This is a genomic window from Streptomyces sp. NPDC127119 (assembly GCF_042677425.1).
Taxonomy (GTDB): domain Bacteria; phylum Actinomycetota; class Actinomycetes; order Streptomycetales; family Streptomycetaceae; genus Streptomyces.
On sequence record NZ_JBHXTO010000110.1, the window covers coordinates 14162 to 31701 of the forward strand.

Genomic DNA, 17540 nt, shown 5'->3' on the forward strand with positions numbered 1-17540 from the left:
CTCCAACACCTCCGACTCCCACCTCCGATAGTGCACTGCGCCACTGACAACCCCCTCAAACCAACAATCCGGCCGAACGCCGATCAGACATGAAGGAGGGGGAGGGGAGGGCCGAGGGGTGGTCACGACCGGGATGCCGGGTGCCGGGCGCCGGTTCGGGGCGGGGGCGCCCCTTCAGGGGCGCGGGGAACGGCGCGACCAGCCACGGCGGACCCGCAGCGACAACACGTCCCCAGCCCGGCAGACGCGCTTTCCAGGGGCGCGGGGAACGGCGCGACCAGCCACGGCGGACCCGCAGCGGCAAGAAGCCCCCAGCCGGGCAGACGCCCCCTCAGGGGCGCGGGGAACTGCGCAATCAGCCACGGCGGACCCGCACCCCCACAACCGCCTCAGCCCCGTGGACGCGCAGGCAAGCCTTGACCACTAGGCCGGTGCCATCAGCAACGGCCGAGCCCGCTCCCGCAGCTCGACGACCCGCGGCTCATCCCCGTACGGCTCCAGCCGATGAAGAAGATCCTTCACGTACTCCGTCGTGCGCGCGGAAGAAATGCGCCCGGCAACCTCCACCGCCCGCACCCCCTGCTCGCACGCCGCGTCCAGATTGCCCGATTCGAGTTCGGCGACCGCGGACACGACGAGCCGCAGCCCGTGCGAGCGTACGAACTCCTCCGTCGGCTTCGACAGCGCCTGCTCCGTGAAGCGGCGGACCTGCCGCGGAGCCTTCAGATCGCGGTAGCACTCCGCCGCGTCGGCCGCGAAACGGTCGTACGAGTAGAAGCCGAGCCAGGACGGATCCTGGTCGCCGTCCCGGGCGCGCTCCAGCCAGCCCTCGGCCGCCTTCAGGGCGCCGCCGGCCGCGTGGGCGTCACCCGCGCGCGCGTGGGCCCGCGCCTCGACCAGGCGGAAGAAGCTCATCGTGCGGGCCGTGGCCAGCCCCCGGTTGCGTTCGAGGGCGGCCTGCGCGAGGTCCACGCCCTCGTCGCCGAAGCCGCGGTAGGTCGCCTGGAGGGACATGGAGGCCAGTACGTAACCCCCCAGGGGGACGTCCGCCGCCGCGCGGGCCAGGCGCAGGGCCTGGATGTAGTAGCGCTGTGCCGCCTCCTGCTGGCCCGTGTCGAAGGCCATCCAGCCCGCGAGCCGGGTGAGTTCGGCGCTCGCTCCGAAGAGGGAACGGCCGACCTCGTCCGAGTACGAGCCCAGGAGCAGCGGTGCCGCCTCGACCCGTAAGCATTCGGGGACCATGGACGAACGCCAGTCGCCGCCTCCGTATTTGGAGTCCCAGCGCCTGGCGTCCTCGGCTGCCTCGCGCAGCTTCAGTACGTCGCTGTGGCCGACTTTCAGTGGCGCGGCGGAGCCCTCGAGCGGGCCGGCGTCCCGTGCCACCGAGGTGTCGGCCGGGGTTATCAGCCACCGTGAGGCGGGAGTGGCGTACGCGCTCACCGCGAACGATCCGGCGAGCGACTGCCAGATGCCGCCGGAGCCCGCCCGGCGTCCGGCGAGGTCGAGGCGGTACAGATCCGTCGCCGACCGCACGGCCTGTCCTACGTCGCGGGGGAAGGCGAGGCCCACCTCCGGTGCGGGGTCCGCGTCCGCCAGGCCGATCTCGTGGAGCGGCACCGGGCGGCCGAGTTTCTGGCCGATGGCGGCGGCGATGAGGTGCGGCGCGGCACCTTGCGGCACCATGCCTTTCGACACCCAGCGCGCCACCGACGTCTTGTCGTAGCGAAGAGTCAACCCGCGTTGAGCGCCAAGATCGTTGACGCGACGCGCGAGTCCTGCGTTGCTGATTCCCGCGAGGGCGAGAACGGTGCCGAGTTTTTCGTTCGGCCCGCGTTGCTCCCTGGACATGCGCCACCCCTCGACACAGACGGCTGCCGCGCGGGTTCAGCCACGCGGCATTCGTGCTGTGTCTTCCCGGGCCGTCAACCCCTGGAACCCCACCCGCAAAAGCACGTGGCTGAGCCCTCAGGAATATGCCTCCCGCGAAAACACAGGCAAACACAGGGTAGTTCGCCGCATCCCAAGCGTTAAGGGGCATTGTTCCGGATGGCGGGATTGTGGTCCGCGGGTCAGCACGGAGCGTCGTGTCGTGCTCCCGCTGTGTGGCAGTGCGCCCGTCCGTGCGCTCTTCTCCGGCCAATGGGGGAGCGCTTCGATGGATGATGCGTGGGTCGGCCCGCTGTACTGGATCCAGTGGGCTGGGGGACACCGCCGCCTACATCCCCGCGGGCGGCGGATCGGTCCGGGAGGCGGAGTCCGCCTCCCGGACTGTGCGTTGCGCACAGCCTGTACGGAGCGTGTGCAAGCCTGTCTGTCCATCCCCGATTTGGCTGAATATCGCCCCTGTCTTCCGGAGCCAAAAACCGCGTCTACCACGGTACTTGAGGGCGCGTTGGATGTTTTTGGGGAGTGTTTCGGGGGCGCATTCACGTCGTAGAGCGTGAGTCAATTCTTCGCGATCGCCTTTCCTCGCGCGTGAGTTCACCGCCGAGGGGGCATCTCCCAGGGGCGCACTCCGGGGAGCGCGAGCGGCCCGGTCGGCTCTCCGGCGCGCTTTCTTCGTGGCAGCATGGTGACCGGTTCGTGCGGTGCACTGGTTGTCCACAGCCTGTGGAGGCGGCGATGCGATGGTTGGTGGGATGGAGCAGCACCGCCGCTCGTGCGCCTGGGTTCGGGTCGGCGGGCGCGACCGGCGGCGACGGCGAGACGGTGCATCCGGTCGGGTCCCAGCTCCTGTGGGGCGACCCCGATCCGCTCTGGGCGGTCGGCGACTGGCGCCCCGACGAGGTGCGGGTCGTCCAGGCCGACGACCAGAACCGCATGGCGGTGCTCGGCACGTGCGGCGCCTCCGACGAGGAACTGCGCGTGGGCCTGTTCGCCGCGCGCGGCGGGGCACTTCGGCATCTGACGGCCTGGTCGGGCAGTTACACGGCCGTCGTCCAGGTGGGCCGACGGGTCATGGTCTGCGGCGATCTGGCAGGCGTCAGACCGGTGTTCTACACACCGTGGGCCAGTGGTACGGCGTACGCGACCGCCGCCCTGCCCCTCGCCGACCTCATCGAGGCCAACCTCGACTTCGGGCATCTGGCGGCCCTGCTCGCGGCTCCCGACGTACCGGCCGCCCTCCAGGACTCGACCCCCTACGAGGGCGTGCGGCGCATTCCGCCGGGGCACGCGCTGATCCTGCGCGCCGGGGCGCGGGAGATCGCCGGGTACGAGCCGGTGGCCTCCCTCGCCGTCGCGGCCCCCACCGCCGACGCCGACAGCGCGGTCGACGGGGTCCGGGACGCCCTCGTGGAGGCCGTACGCGCCCGGCTCGCCGCCCCCAGACACGTACCGGGAGCTGACATAGACCCTGGACCGGTACCCGGCATGGGGCCCGCCGAGCGGCGCGCGGCCCGCGGAATGCCGGTCCCGGGCATCGGGGCCGACCTCTCCGGAGGACCCGCCTCCGGCACGCTCGCCCTCCTCGCCGCCGGCCTTCCCGGCGCCCCCGGCACCGTCCTCGGGCACGGCACGGGCGCCGGTGAACGCCTCCTCGCGGTCACCTTCAACGACATGGTCGTGAAAGGCCGCGAGGCCGAACTGGAACGGGCCGGCACACTCGCCGCCAACCCGCGCCTGCACCACGTGGTGGTGGCAGGCGGCGAAGAAGTCCTCCCCTACGCCGAGTTGGAGGGCCCGCTCACCGACGAGCCGGGCCCGTCCCTGGTGACCGCCGCCCGCCACCGCGCCCGCCTGGCCTCCGGCAGCGCGGACCACTTCACCGGGTACGGCGCCAGACAGGTCCTGGACGCCCACCCGGCCCGCCTCGCCGACCTGCTCATGGACCGCAAACGACGCCACCTGGTGCGTCCGGTCGCGGCACTGACGAGGGCGGACGGTTCCGTCATGGTCCCCGCGCGCGTGTACGGCGCGGCCCGCAAGCTCTCCCGAACGTCCTACCTGGTGGGCATAGAGGGTCTGGCCGACCGGCTGCTGCACAAGCGGTTCGAGGAGCCGGCGGGTGCGGTGGGGGCGTCCCTCGCCGCGCTCACCTGGGCCAGGCCGGGCCCCGCCGCGCGCTGGCTGACCGGTGAGGCCCTGGCTGAAGTATCGGTTCGCCTGACGGGTTCGACGACCCGCGCGGGCATCGGTCCCGGTCAGCGGCCGGGCGACTTCCGGGCCCGCTCCGCGCTCACCCGGCACGCCGCGGACCTCCGCATCCTGGAGCAGGCCGCCGAGGTCCGCTTCCAGCGCCTGCACGCCCCCTTCCTCGACAACCAGGTCGTACGCGCCTGCCGCGCCCTCCCCGAAGCACTGCGCGTGCAGCCGGGCGCACGGGCCGCGATCCTCCGTACGGTCCTGGAGGGCGCCGGGGTGGCGGACCTGCCGCCGGGCTGGGGCGCGCCCTCCCACGCGTCGTCGAACGCCGCCGCGCGCACCGGGCTGCGGGTGGCCGTGGACGAACTGGTGGCCCTCTTCGACACGCCTCTCCTCGCCCAGGCGGGCCTGGTCGAGGCCCGCGTCGTCCGCAAGGCCCTCCGGGCGGCGGCCGACGGCGAACCCCTGCCCCTGGAAGGCCTGGCGGACCTGGTCTCCCTGGAACTGTGGCTCCGCCGCCTGCTGGACCGCCGAGGCACATGCTGGACAGGCACCCCGGCCCGCCAGCGAGCCGTCCCGGAGGGGATTCGGCCTCAGCGGGGGGCGTTGGGTGCCGGGGCGGGCAGGGGGTAAGGGGTGAAGGGTTCGTGTGCGGGTCCGGTGGGGGCGGGCCCAAAGGATTGCGCAGTTCCCCGCGCCCCTGGGTATCTCAGCCCGTCCGGCGTTTGAGGACGAGCGCGGAGCACGATCAAGGGGGCGAGGGGCGCAGCCCCATGTGTGGACGGGACGGGTAGGGGCGGCGGGGGCGAGAAAAAGCCCGGGCACCCCCGCCGAACCCGCGACAATGACCCCGTGCGGTACAAAATTCTGGGCGTCACCCAGGCCACGGACGACCAGGGCACCCCCCTCCCCCTGACAGGCCCCCGCCTACGCGCCCTCCTCACGGCCCTGGCCCTGAGAACCCCCCACCCGGCCCCGACGGAAACACTCATCGACGAGGTCTGGCCGGACAACCCCCCGACCGACTCCCCCGCCGCCCTCCAGGCCCTCGTGGGCCGCCTGCGCAAAGCCCTCGGCAAGGCCGCCGTCACCTCGGAGCCGGGCGGCTACCGCCTCGCCGCCACCCCCGAGGACGTGGACCTGTTCGTCTTCGAGCGCCTGGTCACCGAGGGCAGAACCCTCCTGGACGCGAACGCGGACGCGGACCCGGAATCCGCCGCCCGCATCCTCCGCGAGGCCCTGGCCCTGTGGCGCGGCCCGGCCCTGGCGGACCTCCCCGACCGCGCCACGGCGGCGACCCGCCCGGAATCCCTCCGCCAGGAGGCGACACGCGCGCGCGTGGAGGCGGATCTGCGCAACGGCCGCGCCCACGACGTCGTACCGGAGCTGCGGACCCTCACCGAGACCCACCCGTACGACGAATCGCTGCACGCCCTCCTCGTACGGGCCCTGCGGGACACGGGCCGTCCGGCGGACGCGCTGGCGGCGTACGAACGGGCCCGCCGTGCCCTCGCCGACGGCCTGGGCACGGACCCGAGCCCGGAACTGCGCGCCCTGCACGCACAACTGCTGACCCCGCACACGGCCCCCGCCCCCGCCCCCGCCCTCACCCCCGAACACCGCGAACCGACCGGCAACATCCGTCCCCGCCTCAACTCCTTCGTGGGCCGGGAACCCGAACTCGACGCGATTCGTTCCGAATTGCGCGGGGCCCGTCTCGTCACCCTCACCGGACCGGGCGGCTCCGGAAAGACCCGTCTCGCCGAGGAGGCCGCTGCCGGGCATCCGCAGGCATGGCTGGCCGAGCTCGCCCCGCTCGACCGGCCGGAAGCGGTGCCGGGTGCGGTCGTCAGCGCCCTCGGCCTGCGGGAGACCGCGCTGATGACCCACGAGATGGCGGGCCAGCAGGACGACCCGGTCGCCCTGCTCGTCGAGTACTGCGCCCCGCGCAGCCAACTCCTGATCCTTGACAACTGCGAGCACGTCGTCGACGCGGCGGCCGAGCTGGCCGAGACGCTCCTGACCCACTGCCCGGGACTCACGATCCTCGCCACCAGCCGTGAACCCCTGGGCGTGCCCGGCGAGTCCGTGCGCCCGGTCGAACCCCTCCTGCCCGAACCGGCACACCGCCTCTTCAGGGAGCGCGCGGCGGCGGCCAACCCCGAGGGCGACGTCACCGACGACGACGCCGTCGACGAGATCTGCCGCCGCCTCGACGGACTCCCGCTGGCCATCGAACTGGCCGCCGCCCGGCTGCGGATGCTCGCCCCGCGCCAGATCGCCGACCGCCTCGACGACCGCTTCCGGCTGCTCACTTCGGGCAGCCGTACGGTCCTGCCGCGCCAGCAGACCCTGCGCGCGGTCGTCGACTGGTCCTGGGACCTGCTCGACGAGCCCGAGCGGACCGTCCTGCGCGAGGTGTCCGTCTTCGCGGGCGGCTGGGACCTGGAGGCCGCGGAGGCCGTGTGCAGCGGGCCCGTGGCCGAACTGGTCGGAGCCCTCGTCGACAAGTCCCTGGTCGTCGCGACGCCCGGCCGGCGGGGCAGCGGCGCCATGCGCTACCGCATGCTGGAGACGATCCACGAGTACGCGGTGGAGCGCGTCGCCGAAACCCCCGCACTGCGTGCCGCCGCCGAGCGCAGGCATCGCGCGTGGGCCCGCGCCCTGGTCGAACAGGCGGACCCCCTCCTGCGGTCCGCCGACCAGCTCCGCTGGATCGACCGCCTGGAGAGCGACCTCGACAACATCCGCGCGGCCCTGCACCGCAGCGTTCTCGCCGCGGACGAGCCGGAGGCGGCGGCGCTGGTCCTCTCCATGGGCTGGTTCTGGTGGCTGCGCAACTTCCGCCGGGAGGGCGCGACCTGGACCAACCGGGTCCTGCTCCTCGGAGCGGCGCTCGACGCGGCGGCGGGCACGGACCTGGTGCGCACGGACCCGCTCGGAAGGGATCCGCTCGGAGGGGATCGGCTTGGAGGGGATCGACTCGGAGAGGATCCGCTCGGGACGGATCCTCCCCGCCTCCAGACCGCCGGTCTCGCCGCGGTGCGGCTGGACGCGATCGACCCCCTGGCGATCTGTCTCGACACGACGGACCCCTTGAGAACCGGTCTCGGCGTCGACATCGACCCCGTCGGCGCCTTCCTCGCCGACCCCGAGGGCGAGAGCGGACACCCCCTGCACAGGGTCCGTATCAAGCTGCGGGTGCTGCAGATCTTCCTGGCTTCGGAACTCGGAAAGGTGCCGCTGACGCAGGAGCGGACCGTGGAGTACGTCGCACGACTGCGCGGCACGCTGGCGCGCGGCGGCCCGGACGCGGCGACCTTCCCCGGCATCCTCTGGCCGCTGATCGGGTTCCTGATCGGCAACACCGACGGCGTGCGCGGGACGATGGCGGCCTCCCTCGCCAACTGCCGCGCGCACGGCGGTGAATGGGAGATCGGCATCGCCCTGCTGTTCTCCGTGCACGTGGCCGTCGACATGCCCGGCGGCATGGAGTACGTCGACGCGTACATCAAGGAGCTGCGGACCGTCTCCCTGCGCGTGGGCGACCGCTGGATGCGGGCCCAGGTGTGCGGCGCGGGCGGCGAGGCGGCCATGGCGCGCAGCCGGTTCGACGAGGCGAAGGGCGAGTTCCGGGAGGCGCTGCGGCTCGCCCACGAGGTGGGGGCGTACGCGGAGAAGCCGTTCCTCATCGCCCGGCTCGGCGAGATCGCCTACCGCGAGGGAGACCGCGCGGCGGCGCTCGGCGCCCTGGACGAGGCGACGGCCGCGGCCGACCGGTACGCGGTGCCGGACTCACGGGCGTTCGTCCTCCTCGTACGGGCCCAGATGGCCGTCGACGACCGGGAGTTCGGCCGGGCGCGCGAACTCTGCGAGGCGGCCCGCCAGGAGACCACCCGGGGTACCCCGCCGCCCCAGTTCCTCGCCGCGCTGAACGGCATCGACGGCCTTCTCACCGCGGTCGAGTCGGGTCCCGGCCAGGGCCTGCTCCGGCTGGCCGACGCCCTGCGGGAAGCCATGGAGAGGAGATGCGCGGAGGTGGTCCTCGCCACCCTGGCCGAGCAGGCGGCGGGAGTGCTGTCCGGCATCGGCGAGCACGCGCGCGTGGTCCGCGTCCTCACGGCCGCCTCCCGCTGGCGGGCAGGCCACCCGCGCCCGCAGCCCCAGCGGGTGGAGCTCGAACGTGTCGAAGCCGCAGCGCTGGCCGAACTCGGCCGCCGGGCCTACGACACCGAGCGCGCCGCCGGTGCGGCCCTCACCCGGGACGGTGTCCTGAAGGAACTGACCGGGGTGTCACCGGCACCGGAAGCGTGAGTCGGCCCAGTCCGCCAGGGCCGCCGTGCCGAAGCCGGAGTGCGGTTCGACGACCAGGCGGATCGTTTTCCTGCCCGTCAGATCGACATGCACGGGCACCGCGGCCTGCCCTCCACGGACCAGCCCCGACTGCCACCTCCGCACACCGTCCGCGAACACGGAGAACCGCACCTGGCCGAGGCCCATCGTCAGGTCGTCCACACCGGCCATCGCGTCGTACGAGGAACACGCGCGGTTGAGATCGATGGTGACCGAGGAGGCGCCGTGCACGGTGACACCGTTCGTGTACCGCTTGCCGGCGACGGACATGCCGTACCGCTGCCAGACCCAGCTGCTCTCGGCGAGCCGCATCTCGGGCTCGGTGCCGTCCCCGGTGATGCCGTACTCCAGCTGGTTCCACCGGAAGTCCTCGGGGGCCGGTGGCGGCGGGGGAGCGGGGGGTGGGGTGGGTTTCGGTGTGGGTGTCGGAGTGGGCGTCGGCTTCGGTTTCGGTTTCGGCTTCGGGGTGGGTTCGGGTGCGGGCGTACGGGTCGGCGTCGAGGTCGGCTTCGGCCTCGGCCTCGGTTTCGGCGCCGCCGCGGCCACCACGGGCTCGGGTTCGGCCTTCGGCGGTTTCGGGGACCGCGAGGGCGACGGCGAGGGCGACGGCACGCTCGGCTCGACGACCGGGTCGGGCGGACGCGGCCCGGCCTCGTCCTTCTTCACCGCCACGTCGTCGCCCGCGAGCGCGAACACCACCGTGGCGACGGCCGCCGCGACGACCCCCGCGATGATCCCGGCCTTCGCGGGCGTGCCGAGCCCTTCCGCCGCGGCCCCGCCGGCCCCCGCGCCCCCCGAACCGCCACCGGCCGCGGACGCGGCTCCCGCGGCCCCGGCCGCGCCCACGCCGGTCCCACCGGCGATGAGGGCTGCCGCCTTCGCGTACCCGGCGGCGCCGAACCAGCCGATGACCGCGACCGGCACGACCGCCGGAATCCCGCTCGCGACGTCCTTGATCTGACCGGCGGCGAGCCGGCACCTGACGCACTCCTCCAGGTGTTTGCGCAGCCCGCGCTCGGCGCGCGTGCGCAACCCGCCGCGCGCGTACGCGCCGAGCCGGTCGGCGTAGCGCGCGCACTCCTCGTCCGTGGTGAGCGTGGCGCTCACATGGGCCTGCAGATAGGCCTGCTTGAGGCCTTCACGGGCCCGACTGGCCAGTACGCGCGTGCCGTTGGCGTCCAGCCCGAAGAGCGTGGCGACCTCGCTGGGCGACTCGTCCTCGACCTCGGTGTGCCACAGCACGGCCTGCCAGCGCTCCGGCAGCGACCGGAACGCCTGCATGGCCATGGACTGCTCGGCCTCGTGCATGGCCCGTACGTCCGCGCCCGGCTCCTCGGAGGCGGTGTCGTCCGACCGCTCGGAGCCGCGCGCGGCCTGCGCCGCGAACACGGCGAAGTCGTCGACCAGGTGCTCCCGCCGCGCCGACCTGGTCCAGCCCGCCGCGACGCGTCGTACGGTCGTCAGCAGATAGGCGCGTACGGAGTGCTCGGGGCCGTGTCCGCCGCGGACGGCCTGGAGCATGCGGGCGAAGACCTCGGCGGTGAGGTCGTCCGCGGTGTGGGCGTCGCGGCAGCAGGTGCGCGCGTACCGGCGGACGGCGTCCGCGTGCCGCCGGTACAGCTCCTCGTAGGCCGTGTCGTCGCCCGACCGCATCCACGCGATCAACTCGGCGTCGGCGGGCGGCAGTTCGACGGGCTCGGCAGGAGGCGGCAACACTCCGCCGTCACCCTGCCCACGCCCCTCGCGCTGCGGCGGAACAACGGCCTCCGGTACGGCGCTGTCGAGTGGCTCGTCCTGCTCGTCAACGCTCATCGCGGAAAGCCCCCGCCTGCACACTCGGACCCGAACACCGGGAAAGAGTGCCACAAGCACGAACCGCGGTTACCCACAGGAACGCAGCAACCACTCATCCGAATGGATCACCCGAACCCCCCTTGACACCCCCGAACCCCACCCCCACCCCCTCAGGGGCGCGGGGAACGGCGCGAGCAACCCCTACGCTCCCGCACCCCGTCAGGGGCGCGGGGAACGGCGCGCTCAGCCCAAACGAACCCGCACCGGACGAGACCACCCCCGCCCCCTCAGGGGCGCGGGGAACGGCGCGAGCAACCCCCACGAACCCGCACCCGACAAGACCACCCCCGCCGGAGGCGACCCGCACCCGACGAAGTCACCCCCGCCGGAGGCAAAACGGCTACGCGGGACGAGACCGCAACCCTTCCAGCAGGATGTCCAACAGCCGCGCAGACGCCGCAGCCTGCTGCGCAGCATCAGGCAACGACGGCGCCGCCGTGGCTATCACGAGCAGCACGTCGGACACCGTCACATCCGCCCGCAGCTCACCCGCCCCACGCGCCCGGTCCACGAGCCGCCCCACGACCTCCAGCAACTGGGAGGCCCCGGCGTCGTCCTCGTCCGGCTGCTCCCCGAAGGAAGCCGGCCGCTGCTCCACGAGCCGCAGATCGGGCCCGCCGGGCTGGGACCGCTGCTGCGGCACCCGCGCCCCGTCACGCACAGCGGAACCGTCACGCACAGCGGAACCGTCGAGCACCGCGGAACCGTCGAGGACCGAACCGTCCTCGCCGACCCCCACCCGCAGCACCTGAGGCGGCAGCAGCCGCCCGGCGCCCGAGGCCACCGACGTCCGCAGGAAGCGCGAGAGCGCCGACCACGGCTCGTCCTCCTGCCCGAGCGCGGAACGGGCCTGATCGGTCAGCCGGGAGGTCTCCTCCTCGGCGATGCGCCGGACCAGGACGTCCTTGCTCGGAAAGCGCCGGTACACCGTGCCGACACCGACCCGCGCGCGCCGTGCCACGTCCTCCATGGGAGCGCCGTACCCCAGCTCCCCGAAGACCTCGCGCGCCGCGCGCAGTACGTGCTCCAGATTGCGCTGTGCGTCCACCCGCAGCGGCGTGGTGCGCGATACGTCCCCCGCGCGTCCGTTCCCCGCCGCCCCGGTCGCGCCGCTCGTTGGAAGCGCGGACGCGGATGTCCAATGAGTGTCCTGAATATGCATGTGTGTTCCCCCGGTAATGACGTCTCCCCCCGGAGACTCTCCCCGCCATCGACAGACCGGAGTCAGCGGAACAACCTTCGCCGTAGGACCCCGCCGTTCGGACCCGTCGAGCGCATCCCCCTACACCCCGATGACACACGAACATAGTTGAGGCGGAGTCAATTCAGAAGGGGGAGGTTCCGCACGGAGCGCCCCCCGATCGGAGTACGGGCCGGTTACGTCCCGGTTGCGCCCCCTAATGCCACCCCGCTCACACCTTCTGACCTGCGAACCTTTCCCGCGCTCCGGCGAAACGGCCCGCTCCGCGCGTCTTCGGCGGCCGGTCACACAAATTGACGGGCCTGTGGACAAACGCCCGGAGCCGGTGCGTCATGGGTGAGTGAAGGAACGTGCGCGCATTCTCGTTGTCGGCGGCGGCTACGTCGGGATGTACACCGCCCTGCGTCTCCAGCAGAAGCTCAAACAGGAGCTGAAACGCGGGGACGTGGAGATCACGGTGGTCACTCCCGACCCGTACATGACCTATCAACCCTTCCTGCCGGAGGCAGCCGCGGGCTCCATCTCGCCGCGCCATGTCGTCGTACCGCTGCGCCGTGTCCTGGACCGGTGCCGTGTCGTCATCGGCGAGGCCATGTCGATCGACCACGCCAAGCGCACCGCGACCGTCGCGACCCTCGCCACCGAGGAGGAGGGCACGGGCCCCGACCAGCTCTCGTACGACGAACTCGTGCTGGCCCCCGGCTCCGTGTCGCGCACCCTTCCGATCCCGGGTCTCGCCGAGTTCGCCATCGGCTTCAAGACCGTCGAGGAGGCCATCGGTCTGCGCAACCACGTCATCGAGCAGATGGACATCGCCTCCTCCACCCGCGACCCCGCGATCCGCGACGCCGCCCTGACCTTCGTCTTCGTAGGAGGCGGTTACGCCGGAGTGGAGGCGCTCGGCGAGCTGGAGGACATGGCCCGGTACGCCTCCCGCTACTACCACAACGTCAAGGCCGACGACATGAAGTGGATCCTCGTCGAGGCCTCGGACCGCATCCTTCCCGAGGTCGGCGAGGAGATGGGCAAGTACACCGTCACGCAGCTGCGCCGCCGCAACATCGACGTACGTCTGCGGACCCGGCTCGACTCGTGCACCGACCGCGTCGCCGTCCTCAGCGACGGGGCCCGCTTCCCGACCCGCACGGTCGTGTGGACCGCGGGCGTCAAGCCCCACCCGATCCTCGCGGCCACCGACCTGCCGCTGAACGAACGCGGCCGGCTGAAGTGCACCGCCGAGCTGACCGTGGACGGCACCACGCACGCGTGGGCCGCGGGCGACGCCGCCGCAGTGCCCGACGTGACCGCGGCGGGGTCCGGCGCGGAGACGGCCCCCAACGCCCAGCACGCGGTCCGCCAGGCCAAGGTCCTCGGCGGCAACATCGCCCGCTCCCTGCGCGGCGAGTCCCTGGAGACGTACTCCCACAAGTACGTGGGTTCGGTCGCCTCCCTGGGACTGCACAAGGGGGTCGCACACGTCTACGGGCGCAAGCTGAAGGGATACCCTGCCTGGTTCATGCACCGCGTCTACCACCTGAGCCGGGTGCCCACCTTCAACCGAAAAGCCCGAGTGCTCGCCGAATGGACCCTGTCGGGCCTCTTCAAGAGGGAGATCGTCTCTCTCGGTTCGCTCGAACATCCCCGCGCGGAGTTCGAACTCGCGGCCGGTGGAAAGCCTCCTCAGGACCACCCGAAGGGGTCGTCCTGACCGGAGTCCGGAACTCCGCCCGCGGGACCGGCGTCTGACGAATGTCGGTCCCGTCGGACACACTGGTCCATCACGACCATGGGCGGGCCGACCGCTCGCCCTTCGATCCCACGAGGCCTGTCCCACAGTGAACTTCACGCGCTGGAGCGCTCGGCTCCCCGGAACGCAGCGCCGCGCGGCGGCGCAGGCCGACGGACTGCCCACGGCACTGCCCTCGGAGAGCTCCGTGCCCGCGGCACGAGCCGAGCGGCCGACCGCCGAGGGGACCGCCGTCGCGCTCGCCCCCGCCGTGGACGAGCTGCCGGTCCGCGAGGTCCTGGACCGCATCCCGGCCCTGGTCGCCCTCGTCCACGGACCGGAGCACCGCCTCGCGTACGTGAACGACGCCTACGTGACGGCCTTCGGAGTCCGCCCGCCCGGCGAACCCGCGCGCGAGGCACTGCCCGAGCTGGCCGAGATCGGCCTCCTGCCGCTCCTGGACCAGGTCCTGCGCAGCTCCAAGCCGCGTACGGTCAAGTCCCGCAAGGTCCCCGGCGGACGCTCGTACACGTTCACGTGCACCCCCGTCGAGGTCTCGGCCACCCCTGAAGGGGGCGGCGTACTCATCTTCGCGGCGGACGTCACCGACCACGCCGAGGCCGCCGAGCGGCTGCGGGCCAGCGAGCGCGGACAGCGCGAGACCGCCGTCACCCTCCAGCGCTCCCTGCTCCCCCAGGAACTGGAGGAGCCGGACGACCTGCGCGTCGCCGCGACCTACCACCCCGGTGGCACGGAGGCCGCGGTCGGCGGCGACTGGTACGACGTGATCACCCTCGGCGGCGGGCGCACCGCCCTCGTCATCGGCGACGTGATGGGCCGCGGCATCCGCGCGGCGGCCGTCATGGGCCAGCTCCGCACGGCCGTCCGCGCGTACGCACGCCTGGACCTGCCCCCGCACGAGGTGCTCCAGCTCCTCGACGGCCTCGCCATGGAGATCGACGCCAACCAGATCGCCACCTGCGTGTACGCGGTCCACGACCCGAACGAGGGACGGCTGGTGTACGCCTCCGCCGGCCACCTCCCGATCCTCGTACGCGACGAGAGCGGCACCGTCCACCGCGCCGACGAACCCACCGGACCCCCGCTCGGCACGGGCGGCTGGATGCACGCGTCCGGCTCGGTGCCACTGGGCCCCGGCTCCACCGCCGTCCTCTACACGGACGGCCTGGTCGAGCGCCGGGACGCCGACCTCGACGAGGGAATCGCCTCCCTGGAGGGCGCACTCGCCGGCGCCACGGGCACACCCCAGGTGGTCTGCGACCGCCTGGTCCGCTCGATGGGCGTCACGGCCGAGCACGACGACGACGTCGCCGTCCTGGTCCTCCAGCACCCGGCGCGTACGGGCCCCGACAGCGACCTCTTCCGCAACGCGGCCCTGGAACTGCTCGGGGGCACGGAAGCGGCCCCACGCGCGCGTGCCTTCGCCTCCGGCGTCCTCACCAGCTGGCGCTTCGCACCCGACCTGCACGACCTGGGCGTGCTCGCTGCCAGCGAACTCGTCGCGAACTCCCTCCAGCACGGCACCCCGCCGATGCGACTGAGACTCCGCCGCACCGACCGCCGGCTGATCGTGGAGGTCACCGACGGCGACGACCACCTGCCGCGCCGCCGCCGCGCCGAACCGGCCGACGAGTCGGGCCGCGGCATCGCGATCATCGCCACGATCGCCTCGAACTGGGGCTCACGCCGTGCCCCGGGGGGCGGCAAGGCGGTGTGGTGCGAGTTCGCCCTCCCCCGCACCACCTGACCCGGCAGCCCCGCGAACCCCGTCGGTCCCGTCAGGCCGCGGTCTGCACCGACTCCGTGGAAGCCCCGCCGCGCACCACGACCCGGCTCTTCGCGAGCGAGGGCTGGTTCTGCACAGGAGTGAGCTGCCGCCCCAGCCGCACCGCCAGAAACGTGATCCCCAGCGAGAACAGCAGGAACGTCACGATGTACGGAGCGTGCAGCGAGGCACCCATCGGGCCGCCCACCGCCGGACCGACCGCCAGGGCCAGCTGCTTCACCAGGGCGAACGCCGAGTTGTACTGACCGGCCAGCCCGCTCGGCGCCAGATCCGCGACCAGTGGAGCCACGGTCGGCGACAGCATCGCCTCCCCGAGCCCGAACAGCGCGTACGTCGACACGAACGCGGCCGTGGCCATGGTCTGGCTGCCGTGCCCGAGACCCGCGTACCCGGCGATGACCCAGGCGACGGCCCAGATCAGCCCCACCGCGGCGATCACCCGGGACCGCTTGCGACGCTCGACGAACCTCAGCACGGCGAACTGCGCGACGACGATCATCGCCGTGTTCGCGGCGAGCGCCGTCCCGAGCGCGGAGGTGGAGATACCGGCCGCCTCGACGCCGTACGCGCTCAAGCCCGACTCGAACTGCCCGTAGCAGGCGAAGAACAGCACGAAGCCCACCACGCACAGCTGCACCATGGCCCGGTTGCCGAGCAGCTGCTTCCAGCTGCCCCTGGCCTGCCCCGGCGCATCCTCGACCTTGGGCGCCCGCGGCATCCGTACGGTCGCCATGACCACCACGAGCAGCAGGAACATCGCCGCCTCGATCGCGAAGAGCAGCGTGAACGAGCTCGCCCGCGAGGCGTCGACGAGGTGACCGCCGATGAGCCCGCCGACGCCGAGACCGAGGTTCTGCAGGAAGAACTGGGTGGCGAAGGCGCGCGAGCGGGTCTCGGCGGTCGAGCAGTCGACGATCATCGTCGCCAGCGCGGGCTGCATCACGGCCTGACCGGCACCGAGCGCGGCAGCCGACATCAGCACGGTCGTGGAGCTGCTCGCCAGTCCCAGACTCAGCGAGCCGACGGCGGCGGTGACCAGGGCGAGGAGCAGCACGGGCATCGGCCCCCGCCGGACGATGGCCCGCCCGGCGAACGGCAGCACCACGAGCGCGGCCACGGCGAAGACGGCGAGCACGAGACCCGCCGTCATGGCACCGAGATCCCGTACCTGCGCCACATAGACGTACAGATACGGGACGGTAAAACCGAGGCCGAACGCGCTGAGTGCGTTGCCCACATGGATCCGGCGCATCTCCGCGCCCATCGCCCTGGTCACTTTCACCTGCCTTGATCAAGAAGTCCTACGCCTGCCTCAGAAGTTAGGAGTGAAGACTTCGAAGCTAAAGTTAGGATCTAAACAATACATCTCGAAGGACTTCAACGCCAAGCGGGCGCGTGCCATACTGCGTCCATGGGTGACACCCCCGCCGCGAACGAGCCGACGCTGGACGAGCAGATCGCCGCCTACCAGCGCGAGTTCCGGGACCTCGACCCCCAGGTCGAGAAGATCGTCTCGGCCCTCGGCCGTCTCAACCGCCGTATGAACGTCGCGTACGGCCGCCAGACCGCCGCTCTCGGCATCAGCAACGCCGAGTGGGAGGTCCTCAAGGCGCTCGTGCTGTCGGGAGCGCCCTACTGCCTGGGTCCCAGCGACCTGGCGAAGCGGCTCGGGCTCACCCCGGCGGCCATGACCCATCGGATCGACCGGATGGTGGGGGAGGGTCTCGTCACCAGGGAGCGCGACGAGTCCAACCGGGTCCGCGTGATCGTGGAGCTGACGAACGAGGGCCGGGACAAGTGGCTTGAGGCCATGCGTCTCGCCACCGTCTTCGAGGAGGACCTGCTCCAGGACCTCTCACAGGCGGAGCGCGGTGCCCTGGAAGACGTGCTGACCAGGCTGCTGCGACGCGTCGAGGACGCGCAGCCGGACGCCGGCGGCCGGCTCACCGACCTCGACTGAGGCCCGCGCAGGGCGAGTTGGGGTTTGCCGGACGGTCGCCCGGGGGAGACTTGACACTCACCTCGTGGATCCGTAAGGTTCTTCGAGTTGCCACGGAGCCGTAACGGTTCTGCGCCAGCACCTCTGCCGCGGATGCGGCACACCAAACCACCAGCTCGATCTCCCAACGGGATTGAATTCGGCGTGCCCGAATTGATTTCGATTTGGGGCCGGCGGCTCCGATTAGGAACTGCCAGCCGGATCCGCTAAAGTTTTGGACGTCGGAACGGCCCAACAGCCGCAAAGACAAACCCGGTTGACTGGGAGTCAGGCCCGAAAGGATCTGATAGAGTCAACATCGCCGGAAAGGGAAACGCGAAAGCGAAAACCTGGAAAGCACCGAGGAAATCGGAACCGGAAACGGTCTGATAGAGTCGGAAACGCAAGACAGCGAGACAAGCACAACAGTAAAACAGCAGGACCGAAGGGAAGCGCCCGGAGGAAAGCCCGAGAGGGTGAGTACAAAGGAAGCGTCCGTTCCTTGAGAACTCAACAGCGTGCCAAAAATCAACGCCAG

General features: G+C 72.0%; 9 protein-coding genes. 5 read left to right on the forward strand and 4 right to left on the reverse strand.

The annotated features are described in order from the left end of the window. Positions 1-423: 423 nt before the first annotated feature. Positions 424-1848, reverse strand: coding sequence for an MFS transporter (locus tag ACFVH5_RS32965; protein WP_107020588.1), 1425 nt, complete (start codon positions 1846-1848; stop codon positions 424-426). A 774-nt stretch (positions 1849-2622) separates the two neighbouring features. Here ACFVH5_RS32965 and ACFVH5_RS32970 point away from each other — a divergent pair. Both ACFVH5_RS32970 and ACFVH5_RS32975 read left to right on the forward strand, forming a co-directional pair. Then, on the forward strand, positions 2623-4716 hold the full coding sequence (locus ACFVH5_RS32970) for an asparagine synthase-related protein (RefSeq protein ID WP_385837373.1): 2094 nt from the start codon (positions 2623-2625) through the stop codon (positions 4714-4716). 219 nt (positions 4717-4935) lie between these two features. Further along, positions 4936-8397 carry a BTAD domain-containing putative transcriptional regulator gene (locus tag ACFVH5_RS32975; RefSeq protein WP_385837374.1) on the forward strand — a complete coding sequence of 1154 codons (3462 nt, stop codon included), beginning with the start codon at positions 4936-4938 and terminating at the stop codon, positions 8395-8397. On the opposite strand, the gene ACFVH5_RS32980 is transcribed toward ACFVH5_RS32975, so the two are convergent. Both ACFVH5_RS32980 and ACFVH5_RS32985 read right to left on the reverse strand, forming a co-directional pair. Then, positions 8377-10248, reverse strand: coding sequence for a sigma-70 family RNA polymerase sigma factor (locus tag ACFVH5_RS32980; protein ID WP_385837375.1), 1872 nt, complete (start codon positions 10246-10248; stop codon positions 8377-8379). The two genes, ACFVH5_RS32975 and ACFVH5_RS32980, sit on opposite strands and share 21 nt — an antisense overlap. A gap of 382 nt (positions 10249-10630) precedes the next feature. Next, complete coding sequence (locus ACFVH5_RS32985; RefSeq protein ID WP_385837376.1) at positions 10631-11452, reverse strand: TetR/AcrR family transcriptional regulator; 822 nt, start codon at positions 11450-11452, stop codon at positions 10631-10633. Between the two features lie 379 nt (positions 11453-11831). Between ACFVH5_RS32985 and ACFVH5_RS32990 the strand changes: the two genes are divergently transcribed. Together ACFVH5_RS32990 and ACFVH5_RS32995 are read left to right on the forward strand one after the other, a co-directional pair. Further along, positions 11832-13199, forward strand: a complete 1368-nt coding sequence (locus tag ACFVH5_RS32990) for an NAD(P)/FAD-dependent oxidoreductase (protein ID WP_385837377.1) — start codon at positions 11832-11834, stop codon at positions 13197-13199. A gap of 127 nt (positions 13200-13326) precedes the next feature. After that, a complete protein-coding gene (locus tag ACFVH5_RS32995; protein ID WP_385837378.1) occupies positions 13327-14985 on the forward strand; it encodes a SpoIIE family protein phosphatase in 1659 nt (552 codons plus the stop codon). Between the two features lie 31 nt (positions 14986-15016). Here the strand turns inward: ACFVH5_RS32995 and ACFVH5_RS33000 are convergent, their stop codons facing one another. Beyond that, positions 15017-16288, reverse strand: a complete 1272-nt coding sequence (locus ACFVH5_RS33000; RefSeq protein ID WP_385837382.1) for an MFS transporter — start codon at positions 16286-16288, stop codon at positions 15017-15019. 147 nt (positions 16289-16435) lie between these two features. On the opposite strand from ACFVH5_RS33000, the gene ACFVH5_RS33005 reads away from it, so the two are divergent. Then, positions 16436-16984, forward strand: coding sequence for a MarR family winged helix-turn-helix transcriptional regulator (locus ACFVH5_RS33005; protein WP_107020596.1), 549 nt, complete (start codon positions 16436-16438; stop codon positions 16982-16984). Positions 16985-17540 lie beyond the last annotated feature (556 nt).

What these genes read in the sequence shown, in the direction of transcription:
- ACFVH5_RS32970 (WP_385837373.1), top strand. Translation starts at nt 2,623, where the DNA reads ATGCGATGGTTGGTGGGATGGAGCAGCACCGCCGCTCGTGCGCCTGGG.
- ACFVH5_RS32980 (WP_385837375.1), bottom strand. Translation starts at nt 10,248, where the DNA reads ATGAGCGTTGACGAGCAGGACGAGCCACTCGACAGCGCCGTACCGGAG.
- ACFVH5_RS33000 (WP_385837382.1), bottom strand. Translation starts at nt 16,288, where the DNA reads ATGGGCGCGGAGATGCGCCGGATCCATGTGGGCAACGCACTCAGCGCG.
- ACFVH5_RS32985 (WP_385837376.1), bottom strand. Translation starts at nt 11,452, where the DNA reads ATGCATATTCAGGACACTCATTGGACATCCGCGTCCGCGCTTCCAACG.
- ACFVH5_RS33005 (WP_107020596.1), top strand. Translation starts at nt 16,436, where the DNA reads ATGGGTGACACCCCCGCCGCGAACGAGCCGACGCTGGACGAGCAGATC.
- ACFVH5_RS32965 (WP_107020588.1), bottom strand. Translation starts at nt 1,848, where the DNA reads ATGTCCAGGGAGCAACGCGGGCCGAACGAAAAACTCGGCACCGTTCTC.